At 59.8% G+C, this 20,370-nt stretch carries 14 protein-coding genes and 1 pseudogene; 5 read left to right on the top strand and 10 right to left on the bottom strand.

The window, feature by feature from the left end; translation table 11 throughout:
- Nucleotides 1–199 precede the first annotated feature (199 nt).
- On the top strand, nucleotides 200–1,744 hold the full coding sequence (locus E4P32_RS18940) for an FAD-dependent monooxygenase (RefSeq protein ID WP_116435843.1): 1,545 nt from the start codon (nucleotides 200–202) through the stop codon (nucleotides 1,742–1,744).
- Here E4P32_RS18940 and E4P32_RS18945 read toward each other — a convergent pair.
- Nucleotides 1,736–4,468 carry an autotransporter domain-containing protein gene (locus E4P32_RS18945; protein ID WP_158559743.1) on the bottom strand — a complete coding sequence of 911 codons (2,733 nt, stop codon included), beginning with the start codon at nucleotides 4,466–4,468 and terminating at the stop codon, nucleotides 1,736–1,738. The genes E4P32_RS18940 and E4P32_RS18945 overlap by 9 nt on opposite strands.
- 517 nt (nucleotides 4,469–4,985) lie before the next feature.
- On the opposite strand from E4P32_RS18945, the gene E4P32_RS18950 reads away from it, so the two are divergent.
- Complete coding sequence (locus tag E4P32_RS18950; RefSeq protein WP_199525681.1) at nucleotides 4,986–5,768, top strand: alpha/beta hydrolase; 783 nt, start codon at nucleotides 4,986–4,988, stop codon at nucleotides 5,766–5,768.
- Between the two features lie 40 nt (nucleotides 5,769–5,808).
- Here E4P32_RS18950 and E4P32_RS18955 read toward each other — a convergent pair whose 3' ends face one another.
- The 4 genes from E4P32_RS18955 to E4P32_RS18970 form a co-directional block, all read right to left on the bottom strand.
- Nucleotides 5,809–6,588 carry an SDR family oxidoreductase gene (locus E4P32_RS18955; protein ID WP_116435845.1) on the bottom strand — a complete coding sequence of 260 codons (780 nt, stop codon included), beginning with the start codon at nucleotides 6,586–6,588 and terminating at the stop codon, nucleotides 5,809–5,811.
- 52 nt (nucleotides 6,589–6,640) lie between these two features.
- Nucleotides 6,641–7,468, bottom strand: a complete 828-nt coding sequence (locus tag E4P32_RS18960) for a DMT family transporter (RefSeq protein WP_116435846.1) — start codon at nucleotides 7,466–7,468, stop codon at nucleotides 6,641–6,643.
- Nucleotides 7,469–7,549: 81 nt separating this feature from the next.
- Entirely contained in the window at nucleotides 7,550–8,455 is a 906-nt protein-coding gene (gene gcvA / locus E4P32_RS18965) for a transcriptional regulator GcvA (RefSeq protein WP_116435847.1), read from the bottom strand.
- Nucleotides 8,456–8,552: 97 nt separating this feature from the next.
- The gene (locus E4P32_RS18970) at nucleotides 8,553–9,527 is read right to left on the bottom strand and encodes a LysR substrate-binding domain-containing protein (RefSeq protein ID WP_116435848.1); all 975 of its coding nucleotides are present in this window, start codon (nucleotides 9,525–9,527) and stop codon (nucleotides 8,553–8,555) included.
- 229 nt (nucleotides 9,528–9,756) lie between these two features.
- Between E4P32_RS18970 and E4P32_RS18975 the strand changes: the two genes are divergently transcribed.
- Complete coding sequence (locus tag E4P32_RS18975) at nucleotides 9,757–12,045, top strand: NADP-dependent malic enzyme (RefSeq protein WP_116435849.1); 2,289 nt, start codon at nucleotides 9,757–9,759, stop codon at nucleotides 12,043–12,045.
- 118 nt (nucleotides 12,046–12,163) lie between these two features.
- Here E4P32_RS18975 and phnY read toward each other — a convergent pair whose 3' ends face one another.
- From phnY to psrA, 4 genes are all read right to left on the bottom strand, one after another.
- Entirely contained in the window at nucleotides 12,164–13,627 is a 1,464-nt protein-coding gene (gene phnY / locus E4P32_RS18980) for a phosphonoacetaldehyde dehydrogenase (protein WP_116435850.1), read from the bottom strand.
- Between the two features lie 49 nt (nucleotides 13,628–13,676).
- Nucleotides 13,677–14,906: a phosphonoacetate hydrolase gene (phnA, locus tag E4P32_RS18985; protein WP_116435851.1), complete on the bottom strand. Its 1,230-nt coding sequence runs from the start codon at nucleotides 14,904–14,906 to the stop codon at nucleotides 13,677–13,679.
- A 168-nt stretch (nucleotides 14,907–15,074) separates the two neighbouring features.
- Entirely contained in the window at nucleotides 15,075–16,373 is a 1,299-nt protein-coding gene (locus E4P32_RS18990) for an MFS transporter (RefSeq protein WP_116435852.1), read from the bottom strand.
- Nucleotides 16,374–16,673: 300 nt separating this feature from the next.
- Nucleotides 16,674–17,777 carry an iron-containing alcohol dehydrogenase PsrA gene (gene psrA / locus E4P32_RS18995; protein ID WP_116435853.1) on the bottom strand — a complete coding sequence of 368 codons (1,104 nt, stop codon included), beginning with the start codon at nucleotides 17,775–17,777 and terminating at the stop codon, nucleotides 16,674–16,676.
- 292 nt (nucleotides 17,778–18,069) lie between these two features.
- On the opposite strand from psrA, the gene E4P32_RS19000 reads away from it, so the two are divergent.
- Nucleotides 18,070–18,954, top strand: coding sequence for a LysR substrate-binding domain-containing protein (locus tag E4P32_RS19000; protein ID WP_116435854.1), 885 nt, complete (start codon nucleotides 18,070–18,072; stop codon nucleotides 18,952–18,954).
- A gap of 76 nt (nucleotides 18,955–19,030) precedes the next feature.
- Here the strand turns inward: E4P32_RS19000 and E4P32_RS19005 are convergent, their stop codons facing one another.
- Nucleotides 19,031–19,807, bottom strand: coding sequence for a transporter substrate-binding domain-containing protein (locus E4P32_RS19005; RefSeq protein ID WP_116435855.1), 777 nt, complete (start codon nucleotides 19,805–19,807; stop codon nucleotides 19,031–19,033).
- Nucleotides 19,808–19,888: 81 nt separating this feature from the next.
- On the opposite strand from E4P32_RS19005, the pseudogene E4P32_RS24315 reads away from it, so the two are divergent.
- Nucleotides 19,889–20,209: pseudogene (locus tag E4P32_RS24315) on the top strand (IS21 family transposase); the annotation flags it as partial.
- Nucleotides 20,210–20,370: the final 161 nt, after the last annotated feature.

The following is a 20,370-nucleotide window of genomic DNA, read 5'->3' on the forward strand; positions in this document are numbered from 1 at the left end:
CGCACGTCGAAAAAGGCAGACTTGGTGTGGTCCAGCCCAGGTCCTTCCTCAGGGTCTGTTAACAGGCTTTGGGAAGCTCTGTCCATGCCCGTGCATGAGTCCCACGACGAACATCGGCGCCATCCGGCGCTTTCTGTTCGTCTGTGCGGTTCTCAAGACAACGAACCGCTCCGGTCGAACGATCACCAGGGAGTCTTTCATGCACGCGTCATCCGTTCCATCCGTTCTACCCATCCATGATGTAGTCATCGCCGGCGCCGGTCCGGTGGGCTTGTTCCTGGCCTGCGAATTGCGTCTCGCCGGCGTATCGGTGCTGGTGCTGGAGCAGGCCGGCAATCCGCAATCGCCGCTGAAGCAATTGCCCTTCGGCATGCGCGGCCTGTCCATTCCGACCGTCGAGTCCCTTCATCGGCGCGGCCTGCTGGATGCCGTCAAGGCGCCCTCGCCCACTACGAACGCGTCAGCCTCGACTCCGCATTGGCTGCAACAGCAACGGCGCGCCGGCGGCCACTTCGCCGGCATGCAGTTTTATCTCGATCAGGTCGATCGCGCGAAGTGGCCGACTCACTTATCTGGTCCGGCCGATGCCGGGGTCGCCACCGACATGCAACACATCGAAGCGGTTCTCGCCGCACGCGCTCACGGGATGGGCGCGGAGATCATGCGCGGCGCCGGCGTGGATGGTGTCGAACAGTTGGATGAGCACGTGGACATTCATGCCGGCGCTCAGACGTTCCGCGCGCGCTGGCTGGTCGGATGCGACGGCGGACGCAGTACCGTGCGCAAGATCGGCGGCTTTGAATTTACCGGCACCGCACCGGAGTTCACCGGCTACTCGGCTGAAGTCGAGTTGGCCGATCCGCAACTGCTGCAGCCGGGTCGCCACTACACGCCCGCGGGCATGTTCACCTTCCAGCCGCCGGGCACCATCGCCATGGTCGACTTCGACGGCGGCGCGTTTCATCGCACGCAGCCGATCACGCGCGAACATGTGGAGTCGGTGTTGCGCCGCGTCTCCGGCGTTCACGTCACTGTGACGGCGCTCAGGCTCGCCGCCACCTGGACCGACCGCGCCCTCCAGGCTGCGACTTATCGCAAGGGGCGCGTGCTGCTGGCCGGCGATGCCGCGCATGTCCACTCGCCGCTGGGCGGTCAGGGACTGAATCTAGGCCTCGGCGATGCGATGAACCTCGGCTGGAAACTAGCCGCGACCATTCGCGGCGATGCACCGGAGGGCTTGCTCGACAGTTATGAGACAGAACGTCATCCGCTGGGTGCGCAAATACTAGATTGGTCGCGCGCGCAGGTCGGCCTCATGCGTCCGGGTGAAAGTTCGCGCGCGCTGGCCGCCATCATCCGCGATCTGATCGGCACACGCGACGGCGCGACTTATTTCGCCGAACGGGTCTGGGGCCTGTCGTTGCGCTATGAACTCGGTGACAAGCATCCGCTGGTCGGCCGCAGCGCACCGGATTTCATGCTGGCCGACGGCAGCCGGCTCGGCGAGCATCTTCGCGACGGCAAAGGTTTGCTGCTGGATTTCGGCGCCGATGGTTCATTGCAAACGACGATGCGCCGCTGGCAGGATCGCATCACGTATCTCGCAAGCGATGCCGGCGACAAGCTCGGCCTGAGCGCCTTGCTGGTGCGACCGGACGGCATCGTGGTATGGGTGAGTAAGGGCGCAGCGGACCCGGAGGATATTGCCCGGGCCGCTACACGCTGGTTCAAATGTTTAACGTAGCGGCACGTTAATCCCGAACAGGATCGACGAATAGCGCCCCTGCCCGACGTTCAGATTGCTGCTGTAGTCGACGATGAAAGACGTGCCGCCAGCCAGCAGCAGACGCATGCCGATCCCGGCAGTCCAGTTGCCTGTGAAGCTGTCGTCCGAGCGGATCACGTAGGCCGGCCCTGACGACGCCAGGTCGGCATACGAAATCCCCGCTTCGCCCGCGCCGGAAAACTGCCGGCGGTATTCGATGCGGCCGCGCGGCGTCCACATGCCGACGCGGCTCAGGTACTGGCCTTCGGTGCGCAGGCCGAGCGTGCCGCTGCTGGTGCGCACGCTTTGCTTGAAATAGGTCAGCGCGTTGTTGCCGGCGGCAGCTTCGGTGTATTGCCCCAGCGTGGTCGAGGCCAGGTCGAGCTTGCCGTAGGGTGACCACATCCAGCTATTGCCGCGGAATTCATAACCGCTAGACAGCGCGACGAACATTTGATTGCCGCCGCGCTGGCCGGTGGCGAAGCTGCCGTCGTCCGTCACATAGCGCGTCGAGTCGAAGTTGAGCGCGCCGTAGCCGAGCATGCCGTCGACGAAAATGTTCGGCGTCGGCCGGAAGCTGCCGTACACCGTCGCCACCACGCTCTGCCCGACGCTCTTGCTGCCGTTCTCGCCGATGTCGCTGCGGTCGCGGCTGTAGCCGGTGCCGACGCCGATGGTCAGCTGATCGCTCAGACGATAGTCGGCACCCATGCTGATGCCGTTGGTGGCGAAGCGGAAACCTTCCTGCTGGCCATTGGCGTTGCGCTGCCCGAAGTCGACCGTGCCGGCAATCCACAACGACAGTTCCTGTTTCGCGTTATTGGCGGTCTTGTTCGGCAATTCAGGCAAGGCGTCGAGATCCTTGCCGGCGCCTGCAAGCGGCTTCGCGTCGGACTTGCCGACCTGACTCAGCAGCGGCCAGCCCACTTTGCGCATGCCCGCCTGCAACGGTGCACCGACCACGCGATCGACTTCGTCATCGTTCCATTGCGCCAGCAGCGGCTTGGCCGGTGCGACCGGCTGTGCAAACCCGAGACCGAAACTGGAACGCGCCCAACCGTCGCCGTGCAGGCTTTCCAGACGACGACTGAAGTTGCCCAGCTGTGCCGTGGCGAAACGGCTGGCGGTCTGTCCATGTGCTGCGACCAGTCCTTTGACCTGGACATCGTTGGCGGCATTGGGGCGTGCGGCGACGGTGATGTTCACGATGACCGCTGCGGATGTACCGAAGGCATTTGTCAGCGTATAGCTGAACTGCACGCTGCCGCTGAATCCTGCCGCTGCCGTATAGATGATGTCGGTGCCGCTCACTACCGCGGTGCCGGATCCCGGTGCGCCGGTAATCGTGACGGCCGTGACCGGGCCGTTGGCGGCAGCCGCGCCGACATGCAGCGTGACGGCTTGCCCGGCTTGCACGGTAGCGGTTTGCGCCGCCGAAGTCGGCGCGCCCGGAGACGTCACGGTGACGGTCACCGTGGCCGGCGTAGAGGTGCCGCCCGGTCCGGTGATGGTGTAGGTGAAGCTGTCGGCGCCGACATAGTTGGCGGCAGGCGTGTAGAGCACGTTCAGGCCGTTGACGACGGCTGTGCCGTGCGCAGGTGCGCCTGCCGAAACCGTGGTGATGGACCCGCTATCGTTGGCAGTCACCGGAATCGTCACCGCCTGATTCGCCGGCGTGTTGGCGCTGTCAGCCGCTGTAACCGGAACGCCGGCGCTGACGGTCAGCGTGAAAGTCTGCGCCTTGAGGATCGGTGCCGGCGTGCTGCTGTCGGTTGCCGACGCCGTCACGGAAAAACTTCCCGCCTGCGTCGGCGTACCCGAGATCGTCGCACTCGAAGATGTTGTGGAGAAGGTCAATCCCGCCGGCAAACTGGTCACCGTGATGGCGCCGTAGGGTGCAGCGCCACCGCTCCAGGTGAGCGTCTGGGTATAGCTTGCACCCTGCGTCGCAAACCATGTCGTTGATGGCGTAATCACGATCGTCGGCGCGCCGACAGTGATGATGACGGTCGCCACGCCCGAGGTGCCGATAGCATTGGTCGCCGTGTAGCTGAAGGTATCCCCGCCGCTGTAGCCGGCGGTCGGGGTATAGGTAAATGCGTTGACGCCGTTGGGTGTTGCCGTGCCGTGCGCCGCCCCCGTCGTGATGCTCAGGGAGGTCGGGGTGCCGCCGGTAATCGACACCGGGATATTGTTATTGCTGCTGCCGTAGCCGACCGCCGTACCGCTGTTGGCGGTCACCGGGGCACCCGCACCGACGGTGCCGATGAACGCTTGCGCACCGGTGAAATTGTTGCTGTCGGTGGCGGTAATCGTGAAAGAAAATCCACCGGCGACGGTAGGCGTCCCGGAAATGGCGCCGGTAGCTGCCGTGAGGTTCATGCCTGTCGGCAACGCGCCGCTGGTGACTGCGTACGTATACGGGGCAGTGCCGCCGCTGGCAGTCGCCTGCAAAGTGAGAGCAATGCCGCGCTGCCAGTTGGCCGCCCCCATCGACACCGCAATCGTCGGTCCGACCGCATAGGCCGGATTGAACCAGCTCGCCGGCATCAGCAACAGGAGTGCCGTCGTCAACGCGACGACACTTGGCCATGCTGCTTTTGCCGCGATGCGTACACGTCGCCAAAGTGAGTTCAATACCGAGGTCAATAGCGGCGACGAAAGAAAGCGACGTGCGACGCCGTTGGTACCGAGTTGAAACATGCATCCCCCCGGATGATCATTTTGGTTGCGGTTCATAGTTTTGTCTTATGAGCAACGGCCGAATTACGCGCTGCATAGCCTCCACAGGCTATAGAGAAACCCCCATCCGGTATGTAGCCCAAACGCGCTACAACGCCGGTGCTTCTTGCCAGATGCCACGATGGAGAAACGATGAAAGTCACGCCGCGAATGGGCGTTTGAAACCGACGCGATTTGCATTGCCCTGTTTTTTGCGGGCAATACTACAGAGGCGCCAGCCGGCGCTTGACCGCCTGTCTCACTTTTTGAAAATTTTTAATTGTCAAATGGACAAGCAATAGATTTGCTTTGTTTGCGACGGCGCTCCTGCCAACCGGCTTGCGCGAACGGAGCGCCGCAGTTACGTTATGGCCTGCTGCAGAAATCACTCAAAAAAATGCCGACAAACACGCTCTGCCATCAACCCAAGAATGTGCGCACGACAATGCCGGCATCACTCACGCGCATGCTGTGCGTGGTCCTGTACGTGGGGCTATGCATGCTGATCACGGCGTGCGCAGAAGCGCCGCGCAGGCAGGCGGATGCGATCGCGCAGTCGGCTGGTTTGCAGCGTGAACAGGTACGTGCGGGATCGTTCCTGCTGACCGTGTATGTGCGCCTGACGCGTACCGACCTGCCGGTCACCGTGTATATCGAAGGCGACGGCCTGGCCTGGCGTACGCGCACCCAGCCGTCGGACGATCCGACGCCGCGCCGTGCGCTGGGCTTGCGGATGGCGGCGGCAGACCGCAGCGCCAATGTGGTGTATCTGGCGCGGCCGTGCCAGTTCACGCCGATGAACGACAACCCGCAATGCGATGCCGCTTACTGGACCGGAAAACGTTTCGCTCCCGAGGTGGTGGCTGCGATGAATGACGCCGTCAGCCGCTACATGGCGCGCCTGCCCGGGCAGCGCGTCAACCTGGTCGGCTATTCGGGCGGCGGCGCGATTGCCGTGCTGCTTGCCGCCAGACGGCAGGATGTCGCGTCCTTGCGCACGGTGGCCGGCAACCTCGACCATGATGCGGTCAATCGCCTGCACCGCGTCTCGCTGATGCCGGACTCACTCAATCCAATGGACGTTGCTGCCAAGGTCGCCGGTCTGCCGCAACTTCATTTCAGCGGCGCCGACGACAGCATTATTCCGCCGTCCATCGTGCACAGCTTCGTCGCCAAAGCCGGCGCTTGCGCGCAAGAGCAAGTGGTCGGCGGCATGACGCACGAAGGTGACTGGGATGCGCGATGGCCGCAATTGCTGGCGATCCAACCGCGCTGCAAATGAGGAAAATGAGGCGGCGGAGCGACTGAACGCGCCCGGCAACCTATTTGCCGCCGGTGACGTCCAGGAAGGTGCCTGTGATGAAGGACGCCTCGGCGCTTGCCAGCCACAGAATCGCGCGTGCGACTTCTTCGGGCTGGCCGCCTCTTCCCATCGGGATCGAATCCTTGACGCGATCCACCCGGCCCGGCTCGCCGCCGCTGGCATGCATCTCCGTATAGATGTGTCCGGGGCGGATGCAGTTGACGCGTATCCCCTCGCGCGCAACTTCTTTGGCGAAGCCGGTGGTGAAGGTCTCGAGGGCGCCCTTCGACGCGGCGTAGTCGACGTATTCGTTGGGACTGCCGAGCCGGGCCGAGGCCGATGAAATGTTGACCACGACGCCGCCGCGCCCGTTGTGGCGCGTCGACATGCGCTTCACCGCCTGCTGCGCACAGAGGATGGGGCCGATCGCGTTGACCGCGAAGATGCGCTGCATGCGCGCGAAGCCGAGATCCTCCAGCCGTGACTGCGGCGCCAGCATGGCGGCGTTGTTGACGAGGACGTCGATGCGGCCGAAGCTGCGGTCGATCGCCGTGAACAACTGCGCGACCTGTTCCGGATCCGCGCTGTCTGCGCGCACCGCCAATGCGCGACGTCCGAGCGCCTCCACATCGGCTACTACCGCGAGCGCGGCGGACTCGTTGGAGACGAAGCTGATCGCGACGTCGTAACCTTGTTCCGCCGCCAGCCGAGCGGTTGCGGCGCCCACGCCGCGGCTTCCGCCGGTGATCAGGATCAGCGGCGCCTGTGAGTGTGACTGTGAGCGTGAGAGGGTATCCATTTTGCAAACCTCCATGTGATGGTGAAGATCGGGCGCATGCATTCCTGCGCCGTCAACCGATGATGATGGTGCCGGCGGCAATCACTGCGCATGCCAGCATTTTTCGGACCGTGAGAGTCTCGCCGAGGAAGAAGTAACCGATCAGCGCCGCAAACAGCACGCTGGTTTCACGCAGTGCCGACACCGCGCCCATGGGTGCGCCGGACATGGCGTAGATGACGATGCCGTAGGCCAGCAGCGAGACCAGGCCGCCGATGGAAGCCGTGGCGAATCCGGGCCGCAGGGTGAATAAATTGCCGGCGCCGCGCAGGCCGATATAGACCGCCGGCATCAGCACGCCCCACAAGGCGCACATCCAGACCGTGTAGGCCATCGGCGCGCCGGACAGGCGCACGCCAATGCCGTCCACCACGCTGTAGGCGGCAATGAAACAACCGGTCCCCAGTGCATACGGCAGGCTCGGCACCGCCAGCTTGCGTCCGTTGAAGGCCAGTGAAATGATGCCGCCGGCCACCAGTGCAATGCCGAGCAAGGCGCTCATTTCCACCCGCTCGCCGGCGAAAGCCGATGCCGCGATGGTGATCAGCAAGGGAGAGGAACCGCGCGAAATCGGATAGGTTTGCCCGAGGTCGCCGGCGCGATAGCTGCGCACCAGAAACAGGTTGTAGCCCACGTGCAGCACCGCCGAGAGCACCGCATACATCCAGCTGGCCTGGGCGGGCGGTGCGAGGAACACGGCGATCACGACACTGGCCAGCGCCACCGCCAGGCACATGACCGTCATCGACCACAGCCGGTCGGCGCCGCCGCGCAGGAGTGCGTTCCAGCTGGCGTGCAGCAAGGCCGCAAAAAGTATCAGAGCAATGATGTGAAAGGGCATGCGCCATACTAAGCAAAGCGGCGCTGCGGTTAAAGCGAAGTCTCCTCATTGAGGCATGAGCAATACCTCATGCCTCATATGTCAGCGATAATTTTGCTCAGCCTCGCTCGATTCCGCCAGCAGCCAGTCGCGGAAACTGACGACATGGGGCTGCGATTCGATGCCTTTCGGACAGACAAAATAATAGGCGACCGGCGACGGGAACGGCGCCTTGAACAGCCTGACCAGGCTGCCGTCGCTGATCTCGGCCTCCACGTGGCCGCTGCGCGCCAGGGCGATCCCCTGCCCCAGCAATGCCGCCTCGATGGTCATGTTGGTGTCGGCGAAGCGGACGCTTTCCTTGAGCGCGGACATGCTCACGCCCACCTGTTGAAACCACAGCGCCCACTTCGGCACCAGATCGGCGCCGGCGCGCGTCAGCAGCGGATAGCGCAACAATTCAGAGGGCTTGCGCGGCGTGCCCAGGCGCGCCAGCAGGTCCGGACTGGCGACCGGGAAGATCTGTTCCCTGAACATGAATTCCGAATGCAGGCCCGGATAATTGCCGTTGCCGAAACGGATCGCCACATCCGGTTCGGTGCTGGAAAAATGGATAGCCTTGTCGGTGGTTTCCAGCGTGACCAGGATTTCCGGATGCAGCCGTGACAGGCTGGGCAATCTCGGCAGCAGCCATTTCAGTGCGAAGGAATAGGTGGTGCTGACCTTGAGCCGGACCCGGCCCTTTTGCTCACGCAGATCGGTGAGCGTCGCCTCCAGGTTCATGAAGAACTCGCGCACGATCGGCGCCAGCGCCGCGCCTGCGGGCGTCAGGGTCAGTGATTTTCCGCGCTGGAACAGCTGCAATCCCCAGAGCTCTTCGAGATGCCTGAGCTGATGACTGACCGCGCTTTGGGTGACGTGCAACTCCTCGGAAGCGGAGGTGAAGGTGGCATGGCGTGTCGCCACTTCGAAGGCGCGCAAGGTGGCGGTGGGAGGAAGGTCTCTCATTGTCTTTGCGGCGAACAGCTGGGAGATCGCCTGTCATGAATGAGAGCTCATGATAGAACATTTCGGATAATTTTCCGGGATGCTGATTTCTACAGTTCTACGATAGCGACCCCGAGTACGTCTCCTGGCAAACGGCGCGCAAGGCTTCGGCGAACAATTGGTCCGCCTTGCGCTCGACGCCGTCCGAGCGCCTGAACAAGGCGATCGGCGACAGCGTCCAGTCAAACGAATACGGCACGATCGCCACGCCGGCGACACGCACCAGCTCTTCCGCGATGTCGGAGGGCACGATCGATATCGCCCGCTCATTGGAGACGATCATTTCGCCGATCAGTTTCGCCGAGTAGCTTTCCACCACCGGCGCAGGAGGAACGATCCCCGCGCCGAGGAAGATATCGGCCACCTGCTCGCGCATCGGCGTATTGGGCGCGCCCAGTATCCAATCCAGCTCGACCATCTTGCGCCAATCCAGGCGTACGCGCCCCAGTTGCGCCGCCAGGCGGCGGCTGGCGATCAGTCGCGGCTGCTGGCGGTACAGCACCTCGAAGCGGATGTTCTCCAGGTTGACGCCGGACGACGCGCGCCCGATCACGAGATCGAGAGCGTGCTCGCTCAGTTGCGCCAGCAACTGGTCGCTGGTGCCCTCATGAATGGTGACGGTCAGCCGCTGGTCGCCGTCAGGCCGGGTGCGCTGGATCGCGCTGGTCAGCAACTGCCCCGAGATGAAGGGCGTGATGCCGATATGCAGATGGCCGGCATGGCCGGAAGCCAGCGTCTCGATGTCGCGAACCAGGTGGCGCAGATCGTGGACCATCGCCCCGGCCCGCTCCAGCACCACCTTGCCCAGTTCGGTCGGCGCCATGCCGCGCGCCGAACGATCGAACAGCGCGCCGCCGAACATGCCTTCCAACTCCGACAGCGCGTTGGTGATGGCCGGTTGCGTGCTGGCCATGTGCTCGGCCACGCGCGTGAGCGATTTGTGTTGCCGTATTTGCAACAACAAGAGCAGATGGCGCATCTTCAGACGCGTGCTCAAGCGCCTGAGCAGGGCATTTGCGTCAAATACCTCCATCAGATCCGACTTTCATCATGAAAAAGTGATGGGCACATAATAAAACAAAATGATCTGGATATACCTCTTCCCTAAAATCGCTTCAAGTCATCGCATCGCGTGATCGCCGTGACGAGCGCAAAAGAAAAGCGGTTTGGGCGCCAAAACCAACAATAACGTCCAACCAATAACAAATTGACAACAACCTGCCGCCGGCAATCGCCCGGCACATTGGAAAGAGGACGAGCACATGAACACGACAGACCGACAAGCCGCGCTGGATTACCACGAGTTTCCAACCCCCGGAAAGATCACCGTCAACGCCAGCAAACCCCTGGTCACCCAGCGCGACCTGACGCTGGCCTATACCCCCGGCGTGGCGGCAGCCTGCGAAGAGATCGTGGCCGATCCGCTCAATGCATTCCGCTACACGGCGCGCGGCAATCTGGTCGGCGTCATCACCAACGGCACTGCCGTGCTCGGGCTGGGCAACATCGGTGCGCTGGCATCCAAGCCGGTGATGGAAGGCAAGGCGGTCCTGTTCAAGAAATTCGCCGGCATCGACGTCTTTGATATCGAGATCAACGAGACCGATCCGGACAAGCTGGTGACGATCATCGCCGGCCTGGAAGCAACCTTCGGCGGCATCAACCTGGAAGACATCAAGGCGCCGGAATGTTTCACCGTCGAACGCCAGCTGCGCGATCGCATGAAAATTCCGGTGTTCCATGACGACCAGCACGGCACCGCGATCACGGTATCGGCCGCCTTCATCAACGGCCTGAAGGTGGTCAAGAAAGACATCAAGGAAGTCAAAGTGGTGGTCTCGGGCGCCGGCGCCGCCGCTTTGGGCTGCCTGGAACTGATGATGGACCTCGGGCTGCCGCTGGAAAACATCTGGGTGACCGACATCGAAGGCGTGGTCTACGAAGGCCGCCCGACGTTGATGGATCCGGACAAGGAACGCTATGCGCGCAAGACCGACTTGCGCACGCTGGCGCAGGTGATCGAAGGCGCCGACGTCTTCCTCGGCGTGTCCGCCGGCAACGTGCTGAAAAAGGAAATGGTCGCCACCATGGCTGCGCGTCCGCTGATCCTGGCGCTGGCCAATCCGACCCCGGAAATCCTGCCCGAAGTTGCGTTGGCAGTGCGCGACGACATCGTGATGGCGACCGGTCGCTCGGACTATCCGAACCAGGTCAACAACGTGCTGTGCTTCCCGTACATCTTCCGCGGCGCGCTCGACGTCGGCGCCACCACCATCACACGTGAAATGGAAATCGCTGCGGTCTACGCCATTGCCGGCCTGGCGGAAGAAGAGCAGAACGACGTCGTCGCAGCAGCCTATGGCAGCTACGACTTGTCGTTCGGTCCCGACTATTTCATCCCGAAACCGTTCGATCCGCGCCTGATCGTGCGCATCGCGCCGGCCGTCGCCAAGGCCGCCATGGAAGGCGGCGTCGCCACGCGCCCGATCGCCGATCTGGACGCCTACGTGGAACAGCTGCAGCAATTCGTCTACCACTCGGGCGCGTTCATGAAGCCCTTGTACGCCGCCGCCAAGCAACGCGTACGCGACGGCGACAAGGCCCGTATCGTCTTTACCGAAGGTGAAGACGAACGCGTGCTGCGCGCCGTGCAAGTGATCGTCGACGAAAAACTGGCGCGGCCGATCCTGGTCGGCCGCCCCGAAGTCTTGCTGGCGCGCATCCAGAAATTCGGCTTGCGCCTGCGTCTGGGACAAGACGTCGAAGTCACCAGCCCGGATTACGACGAGCGCTTCCATCAATACTGGACCACGTACTGGGACCTGATGTGCCGCGAAGGCATCACCAAGGAAATGGCGCGCGTCGAAATGCGCCGTCGCCTGACGCTGATCGGCGCCATGATGGTGCGCCTGGGCGACGCCGACGGCATGATCTGCGGCACCGTCGGCGCGTACCACGACCATCTGCGCTATGTCGACCAGGTTATCGGCAAGAAGCCCGGTGCGAACACCTATGCCGCCATGAACATCCTGCTGCTCGATCAGCGCACGGTGGCCCTGGTCGATACGCACGTCAACGATGACCCCAGCGCCGAACAGATCGCCGAATTCACCATCGCCGCCGCGGAGCAAATGAACTGGATGAATCTGGTCCCCAAGGCGGCGCTGCTGTCGCGCTCCAATTTCGGCTCGGCCAGCTCCGCATCCGGCAGCAAGATGCGTCGCGCTTTGAACATCATTACCGAGCGTGCGCCGACGCTGGAAGTCGACGGCGAAATGCATGGCGACTGCGCATTGGATGAAGCCCTGCGTCTGCAGATTCTGCCGAGCTCCCGACTGAAAGGCTCCGCCAATCTGCTGGTGTGTCCGAATGTCGACGCCGGCAATATCGCCTACAACCTGCTCAAGACGGCAGCGGGCAGCAACGTGGCGGTCGGTCCGTTCCTGCTAGGCGTGAATGCGCCGGTGCATATCCTGACGTCCAGCTCGACCGTGCGACGCATCATCAACATGGCGGCGCTGACCGTCCTGGATGCGAATCGTCCGGCGTGATGATGCTCTTTGTCTGAGCTGATGGCGAGATGCGGCCGTGGCAGCCATGCTGTCACGGCCACATCAAGGTCTGAAGATGTCGAAAGACGATCGCAAGCCCCTGACACAGGGGCTTTTTTTACAGCCAAGGCACCGAATAAGTCTTGGTATTGCTGAAACTCTTCATCGCCTCCAGCACGCCTTCCTTGTAACCCAATCCTGAATCCTTGATGCCGCCGAACGGTGTCAGCTCCAGACGATAGCCGGGTACCTCCCGCACGTTGACACTGCCCACTTCCAGCTCGCGCACGAAGCGGGTGATGTAGTCCATGCGGTTGGTGCACACCGAGGATGACAAGCCATAGGGCGTCGAATTGGAAATCCGGATTGCATCGGCGATATCGGTGCAACGGATGACCGGCGACACCGGTCCGAACGTCTCTTGCGCGACCAGTTTGCAATCGGCAGGAACATGATCCAGCACCGTCGGCGAATACAGCGCGCCGTCTCGTACGTTGCCATACAACAGCTTGGCGCCGCAACGCTCGGCATCCTTCACTTTGGCTTCGAATTCCATCGCCGCACGTTCGTCGATTACGGTGCCCATGTCATTGCCTGCATCCATGGGATTGCCGAATTTTATCGCCCGCGTTTTAGCGACAAGCTTGTCCACGAATTCATCTGCGACCGCCTGATGCACGATCATGCGCTTGATGGCTGTGCAACGTTGACCGGAATTCTTGTAGGAGCCGGATACCGCCAGCGTGGCAGCTTCTTCTATATCCGCATCCTCCATGACGATGATGGGATCGTTGCCGCCCAGTTCCAGCACCTGTCGTTTGTAGACAGCCTTGCCGGCAATGTATTTGCCGATCGGCACGCCGCCGGTAAAGGTGACGAGATCGACATCAGCGTTGGTCAGCATTTCATCGGCGATTTCCTTGGGATCTCCCGTCACGACGGAAAACATCTCCGGCGGCAATCCGGCCTCGTACAGGATATCGGCCAGCAGCAATGCAGAAAACGGGGTCTTCTCGGTCGGCTTCAGCACCATGCGGTTGTTCGTTGCGATGGACGGCGCCACCTTGTGTGCCACCTGGTTCAATGGATGGTTGAACGGCGTGATGGCAGAAATGGCGCCCAGCAACGGCTCTTTCATTGTGTAGACTTTGCGCTGCTTGCCATGCGGGGTCAGGTCACACGAAAACACCTGGCCATCGTCCACCAGCGTCTGATTGGCCGCAAATACGAAGACATCGCAGGCGCGCCCCACTTCATAGAGCGAATCCTTTTTGCACAACCCGGACTCGGCGGTAATCAGGTCGGAAATGGCGTCGGTGTTGGCTCGCAACAGCTCGGACGCACGCAGCATGATTTTTGAGCGCTCGAAACGCGTCAGGCTCGATTTGAACTGGCGCCCGATACGGAAAGCGTCGCGAATATCACCGACAGTCGCTTTCGGAATCGTACCGACCAATGTCCCGTTGTAGGGATTGCGCACTTCGATCACGCGATCATTGCCGACCAGTTTCCCGCCTATGCGCATCTTTTGATGCAAAGGCAGTCCGTCTTTCAGTTTGCTCAATTCCGTTAACATCGACATGTCATCTCCTGATTGATTGTTTATTCTTCAGCTGCACTCTTTTCCGGCATCAAGCTGCGGCTTGCATCGCCAGATAGAACACATCGAAATTGCGCAAACGATGATCCGATGGAATCCCGGCCAGCTTGCGGTTGAACATCAGCGGCACGCGCTGCTCGGAGATGCCGCCGTGCGAACGCAAGGGCAGATGCAGCTCGGACAAGTCATGGCGGGTGGTGGCGGTGCCGATCACCGTCAAACGCTCGCTGACGACCACCAGATCGCCGATGCGGTCTTCCGGCAACTCGAAGCGCTTGGCCGCTTCAGCACGCGTCAACACCAACTCGACGCCGGCGATCGCAGCGATCTTGCGCGCCACATCCGGCAGCGTAACCCCCTCGCTCAGATACACGGTGGCGTAAGAACCCAGGGCGCCGTGATGCACGACATAGGGATCGGTAATCGGCAAGATCACGCGCGTTTTTCCGACCCCGACCTTGGCATCCAATGCATCCTGCAAGTAGATGACGTTGGGTGTGCCGGCGCTGTCGGTCTTGGCGTTCATGCCGTGATCGGCAGTCAGGCCGATCACGGCGCCCAGCGCGTCGAGTTGGGTCAGGTAGTGATCCATCATTGCGTAGAAGGCATTGGCGCCCGGCGTGCCGGGAGCAAATTTATGCTGGATGTAATCCGTCGTGGAGAGGTACATGATGTCGGGGCGCTGCGTCTCGAGCAGCTTGACGCCGGCGGCAAAGACGAACTCCGACAATTCAGCGCTGTACACGGACGGCAGCGGCATGCCTGTCAGCTCCAGCAGATTCTCCACGCCGTTGCTCTCCAGCGTGGCCTGATCCGCTTTTTCCGCCGAAAAGCAAATCCCGCGCATCTTGTTGCCCAGCAGGCTGCGCAACTTGTCCTTGGCGGTGATCACGGCCACCCGAGCGCCGGCATCGGAGAATGCGGCAAAGATGGTCCCGGCGCGCAGATATTTGGCGTCGTTCATCATCACTTCCTGATTCGCTTCGCGATCCAGAAAATAGTTGCCGCAGATGCCGTGAACGGAAGGAGGAACGCCGGTGACGATCGACAGATTGTTTGGATTGGTGAAACTCGGCACGACGCAATCACCAGTCAGTACGGTCCCCTGCTGAGCCATTTTTTTGAGGAACGGCGTGACACCGGCCTGAATGGCCTGATTGATGTATTCCTGCTCACAGCCGTCGACGCAGACGACAACGACAGGTTTCTTCATCCATGGATAGCTGCGTCCATTGACTTGCAGGTTTTGAGGGGTCGACATACATCATCCTTTCGGTTTTGGAAGTAATCAGACGAGGATCAGCGGTGGCGGCATATACATGCTGCGGTCGCTAGCGCACAGTGACGTCATCGCGCCCGCAATGAGCCGATCCTCTTGGGTGTTGAACTAAGTTTTAAAAAAGCCGGCGGCGGGCGCCGGCTTGTATCGTCAGCGTTTGATGAAAAAGGCAACCACCGCGCTGATTGCACAGCTCACCGCGACAATCGGGAAGACAAGCGACGTGTCTCCGGACGTATCCAGCATCCGCCCGATGAGCGGTTCGCCGAGGCCGGCAAACAGATACGATGAGAAATTCATGATGCCGGTCGCCGTACCCGCACGACGCGAGCCGACCAGATCAGGACACAGCGCCCAGAATGATGATGCCGGACCATACACAAAGAAACCGCAGAGAAACAGGGCGACGACGCCCATGATCGAGTTGCCTGGAATCGTGAACATCCACATGGTCGTAATCGCACCCAGCACCATGTAGAGCATGATCGCCTTGTACCGCTTTGATCCGAACAATTTATCCGAGATCCAGCCGTTGCTCAGCGCACCAATCGCCATCCCGACGGGAAGCGCGATGCTGATCCACTTGGGATTGATGAATGCGTCCGGCGACTTGGCCCAGTTCGATCCAAAGAAATGCACCGGTACCCAGACGATCAGGCCGTATCGCGCTGCATTCTGAAAGCCGAGAGAAAGAGCCGCGATGTCCAGGCGCCAGTTTTTCAACACCGCCTTGTAGCGGCTCCAGGATGATTCGGTCTGATCGTCCTGGACGGCATGCGCCTTGTCAACTTCATCGGCGACACCGGTATCCAGCGGCTTGAAGCCCATGTCTTCCGGCCGTTCGCGCGCCACCAGGTAAAAGAATATGCCGCCGGCCAGCATCAGCAAGACCGGGATGCGGAAGATCCAACGCCAGTCGAGATGGAAGACATCAAGTACGGCAATCGATGTGACGTAGGACAGTACCGAGGCGCAGCCTGCGGCAAAGACGTAGAAGCCATAGACCTTTCCGCGTTCACCGATACCCCACCAATTCGACAACAGGCGGCTGCCGGGCGCCCAGCCCAGGGCCTGGAAGTAGCCGTTCACGGCCCATGGAAAGACGAGAGTCACAAAGCCGCTGGAAAAGCTGACAACCCAATTGGCGAAGCAGGAAAGAACTGCGCCCAGACTCATGATCCGCCGGCCGCCGTATTTGTCCGCCAGATTGCCGTTGATGGCCTGACCGATGGCATAAGACCACAGCATGGCGCTGGAGACCCAGCCCAGCATTTCCTTCGAGAGCCCAAACTCTTTCTGGATACCTGGAATCGCAAAACCAAAGGTCTGTCTGCCGGTATAAAAGAACAGATAGCAGAGCATCGCAGCAAACAGCATGCGCCATTGGGCGCGACGAAAGCTCGTAGTACCTGCCACGAACGCAGTTGACGACGTATGTACATAACTCATTGCATGTCTCCTTTTTAGAGGATAGCCGAGTTAAGCCCGGCAACCTCCCTCCTGCTTAGTTGGAAAAGGGTATTTTTTATTTGTATAAATTATTCAGACACTAAGATCCTGCCGGTTCCAGGCCTCCAACCCGGAAGAGTGAACATGACTTGATTTGAAAAATTGCTGATTCCTTTTTGCGCCAGAATTTCCTCTTGCTCTTGCACATCAGGCAATGGTGTTGATTCGGTCACCGGGATGGACCGGAGGCCCCACGATGCAAAGATCCTCAGTGCAGAGACGATTGGCGCGCGCTGGTGCTCAAGGCAAGGCGGCGATGCTTTTTGCGCCGATGAAGTTTTTCCCGCGTGCGCCCTGCATTGCGCCTTGCACCATTTCCAGCGCTTCCGGCGATGAGACGCCGTAGTCGGAAAACTCGGTCTTCACATCCAGCTGATGCAGGAAATTTCGCAAGCGCGCGACAGCTGTCTGGCAGTCACTGTTGAAGACTTTTTGCAATACCGCATCCCGCTCGGGCGTTTCGCCCCAGGCCATCTTCAGCACCAACGGCAACGTGAACGAGCAGGCGATGCCGTGCGGCAGACCGTGACGCAAGGTCATCTCGTAAGAGATCGAATGCGCCAGCGCGGTTTTTGTATTGGAAAATGCCAGGCCGGCCTTCATCGCCGCCAACGCCATGGAAGAGCGCAGGGCTTTGTTGTTCAGATCTTTCGCCAGCAAGGGAAGGCAAGTCATGATGTCGTTGATTGCCGAGATGGCGAAAGCATCGGAGACTGGATTGGCGTTGACGTTCCAGATCGACTCCAACGCATGCGACAGGGCATCCAGCCCAGTCGAAATGGTGACATGGCGCGGCAGGCTCAGCATCAGGTCAGGATCGACAATCGCGGCCTTGGGCCAGGTGCAATCCAGGTGCAGTGAATATTTTTTTTGTTTCTCCGCATCCCAGATGGTGGCCCAGGGAGTCACCTCGCTGCCGGTACCGGCCGTGGTCGGAATGGCGATGAGCGTCTTCACCCGATGCGGCGTAAATGGCTTGCCGTCCGCCAGCAAAGCCAGCAATTCTTCGAAGCGTCCACTTTGGGTGCCGACGATCAGGGCCTTGGCGGTATCGATTGCACTGCCGCCGCCCAGCGCCACGACGGTATCGCATGCATCATCGTTTTGCCAGAAGCGGTCATACATGCCGGCCAGGAGCGCGACATCGGGATTCGGACTCACGTCCTCGATGACGTATGCCAGTTGATCCCCCAGCAACTGCTCGATTTTCTGAATCAGTCCCAAGCCGCGTGCTTCGGGAAAAGCCACCACTACCACCCTGGCGCCACCAACGATGCCGGGTAATTCCGCAAGGCTGCCCGGGCCGAAATGCGTCGCGACAGGATTAAAGAATCGCTGCGTCATGCGTGTCTCCTTTTTGTGGTCATCCGTTTTGTTTGGAGCGATTGTCAGCGTGGCGGCGATAGCGGGCAAATCGAATATTTCGCGTCTTCTATCGGTTGAGCCGATAATGCAAGAAGCGTCATTTATTGTTATTGCCTGCATCGCAGCGCTGAAGTAAGGTAGCAACGCCTGTTGCAATCAGGCTGCCATCACAGTGCTCTGGCCAGCAAAAAGAAGAACCGGGAATCGTTCACCGATCGGGCCAGCGGCAAGCTGATGGATATAAAGGAGAAGGCGTTCTTGGGGAGACTTTATGTACCAGTACCACAAATGGATACGGTCGTTTCACGCGGTCGCAAAGACGCGCAGCTTTACTGCCGCTGCGACGTATTTGCAAATCGGCCAGCCGACCATCAGTGAACAGGTCAAGGCATTGGAAGACCGATTCGCCGTGGAGTTGCTATACCGCAGCGGTCGCCACGTCGAACTGACTGATGCCGGCCGGCGTTTGTATGAAATTACGGAAGGAATTTTTGGCCAGGAGGATGAGGCCGTTCAGCTGCTACAGAGTCTGCACTCTCAAAAAACCGGGTTGTTGCGCATCGGCGCGGTTTCTCCGCCGGTGGTCATGAATCTGACTTACGATCTGATGCACAGACACCCTGGCATCGAGTTCGCGATTTCGATCAATTCGGAAAAGGAGACGCTTTCCCGGCTTTATGATTTTACGATCGACATTGCGATATTGGCGTACGTAGATCCGGATAAACGCTTGCATGTGACTCCTTATCGCACCTACCCGATCGTTGCCGTAGTGCGAGACGACCACGCCTGGGCAAACAAGGCGTCCGTACCGCTGAAACAGATTCAGCATGAAGCGATCATCATGCGGGAATCCGGCTCCAAAACGCGCGAGTTGCTGGAACAGGCATGCAGCAAGCAAGACATCCGGATCAACTGCGTCATGGAACTCAACAGCCGTGAAGCCATCATGCATGCCATTGCCGAAGGCCTTGGCATAGGATTCGTGGCGGAGATCGAATACACCGCCATACCGGGGACGAAAGCGATTCGACTGCGGGACGCGGAGGTCAATATCAATTACTACATGTGCGCGCTTGCAGTTCGCAAGAATCGTCCTCTGATAAAAGACGTACTTGACAGGGGATACGAACAAAAGAGCGGTCGCAAAAAATGATATCCGAATAGATGTTTTGACAAATCGATCTTTCGGATAGAGGTAGTCGCATGCGTTTCTACGGAACCAGGCATTGTCAATTCGTTCGCTTGGGGAGGAGTGCTATATGCTTGTCTAGTATCAACTTCAGTTTGCCTTCGCGACGCATGCTATCCAATTGAAGATTCAGGGCCTTCAGGTGTTTGATACATGGACTTGACTTAATGATTGCGATGAAATTGTCAGACTCCGAGACATACGGCTTCAGGGCAACGAAACTGTCATTCTGACCAGACGCGGCTAAGTAGACTAATCCGCTGTAATACCCTGTAATCAAGTAATCGATACGGCGTAGTTCGAGTTTTTTAAAATTCATATAGGCCTTTTGCTCGGCCTCCACCTGTAAATGCCCTCTCAGAAATTCATCGAAGCCATTCCCGAACTGATTGCCAAGCGTAACTCCTCCTTTTTTTCCGATCAGGTCGCTCCATCCCGAGTAACTGAAGCTTCGCTCCCTTGCAACGAATACGGCAATGGGATTGGGAAATAGCGCGACGTTTGTGTAGGTCAGATACTCGCGTCTTTCGGGCGTGTCTTTGAGGGATGAGATCATATCGATCTCACCTTCCTCTGCGCTTTTCAGCACGCGATGGAAAGGACCGACGTAGCGAACCTCGTAAGGGATGCCGAGGGCGCTCAAGGCGCTCGTCGCGATTTCGATACTGGCGCCGGTAAGATTTTTTCCGTCGTACCATTGCAGGGGAGCATAGTCGGAGTCAGCCGAAATAACCACTTTTCGACATTCCTTTTCCTGCGACCATGCGACCAAGGGGGCGAGCGCAATGAGCAAGGCGCATCGGATGAGAATAGGCATGAGCGGTCTCCCAGCGAATTTTATGTAATATTCTGCCGTATGGTTTCTGCACTATAAACCGAATAAAACCTATTGTGGAAGCTGAATCCCCTCCCCAATTGTTGGGGGCTGATTTTTCCCTTGCCGATTGCTCTCTTGCAAGAGATCGCCAGACGTTTAGGCATCTCACGCGACACCGTCAGGCGGTACATTTGCGCTGAATCCATCGAGCCAGCCTATGCAGATAGGCGTCCCTGGAGCTCTCTAGATAGATACACACTAAAACTCTCAGCGTGGTTAAAGACCGAGGAGGTCAAATCACGCAAGCAGCGCCGTACCTTAAAGCAGCTGCACTTAGAGCTGCGATCCTTGGGTTATGAGGGGTCGTACGATCGCGTCGCAGCCTTCGCAAGACGCTGGAAGGTGGATCAATTGGAGGGGGTCAATTCCACGAGCAAATCAACAAACAAAGCTTGCAAAGTCGTTTTCATAAGCAATAGTGGGGCTGCAATTGTATTATTCGAAAGTCCGCAACCGGCCAGAAGCGGACCTTGGATATCCTGTTGAATATACGAAAGTCTCGG

Origin of the sequence: Herbaspirillum sp. 3R11, assembly GCF_004563925.1 — a bacterium.
Lineage (GTDB): Bacteria > Pseudomonadota > Gammaproteobacteria > Burkholderiales > Burkholderiaceae_D > Herbaspirillum.

What these genes read in the sequence shown, in the direction of transcription:
- E4P32_RS19005 (WP_116435855.1), bottom strand. Translation starts at nt 19,807, where the DNA reads ATGCCTATTCTCATCCGATGCGCCTTGCTCATTGCGCTCGCCCCCTTG.
- E4P32_RS18990 (WP_116435852.1), bottom strand. Translation starts at nt 16,373, where the DNA reads ATGAGTTATGTACATACGTCGTCAACTGCGTTCGTGGCAGGTACTACG.
- E4P32_RS18960 (WP_116435846.1), bottom strand. Translation starts at nt 7,468, where the DNA reads ATGCCCTTTCACATCATTGCTCTGATACTTTTTGCGGCCTTGCTGCAC.
- E4P32_RS18945 (WP_158559743.1), bottom strand. Translation starts at nt 4,468, where the DNA reads ATGTTTCAACTCGGTACCAACGGCGTCGCACGTCGCTTTCTTTCGTCG.
- E4P32_RS18970 (WP_116435848.1), bottom strand. Translation starts at nt 9,527, where the DNA reads ATGGAGGTATTTGACGCAAATGCCCTGCTCAGGCGCTTGAGCACGCGT.
- E4P32_RS18955 (WP_116435845.1), bottom strand. Translation starts at nt 6,588, where the DNA reads ATGGATACCCTCTCACGCTCACAGTCACACTCACAGGCGCCGCTGATC.
- phnY (WP_116435850.1), bottom strand. Translation starts at nt 13,627, where the DNA reads ATGTCGATGTTAACGGAATTGAGCAAACTGAAAGACGGACTGCCTTTG.
- E4P32_RS18940 (WP_116435843.1), top strand. Translation starts at nt 200, where the DNA reads ATGCACGCGTCATCCGTTCCATCCGTTCTACCCATCCATGATGTAGTC.
- E4P32_RS18975 (WP_116435849.1), top strand. Translation starts at nt 9,757, where the DNA reads ATGAACACGACAGACCGACAAGCCGCGCTGGATTACCACGAGTTTCCA.
- E4P32_RS18950 (WP_199525681.1), top strand. Translation starts at nt 4,986, where the DNA reads ATGCTGATCACGGCGTGCGCAGAAGCGCCGCGCAGGCAGGCGGATGCG.
- phnA (WP_116435851.1), bottom strand. Translation starts at nt 14,906, where the DNA reads ATGTCGACCCCTCAAAACCTGCAAGTCAATGGACGCAGCTATCCATGG.
- psrA (WP_116435853.1), bottom strand. Translation starts at nt 17,777, where the DNA reads ATGACGCAGCGATTCTTTAATCCTGTCGCGACGCATTTCGGCCCGGGC.
- gcvA (WP_116435847.1), bottom strand. Translation starts at nt 8,455, where the DNA reads ATGAGAGACCTTCCTCCCACCGCCACCTTGCGCGCCTTCGAAGTGGCG.
- E4P32_RS19000 (WP_116435854.1), top strand. Translation starts at nt 18,070, where the DNA reads ATGTACCAGTACCACAAATGGATACGGTCGTTTCACGCGGTCGCAAAG.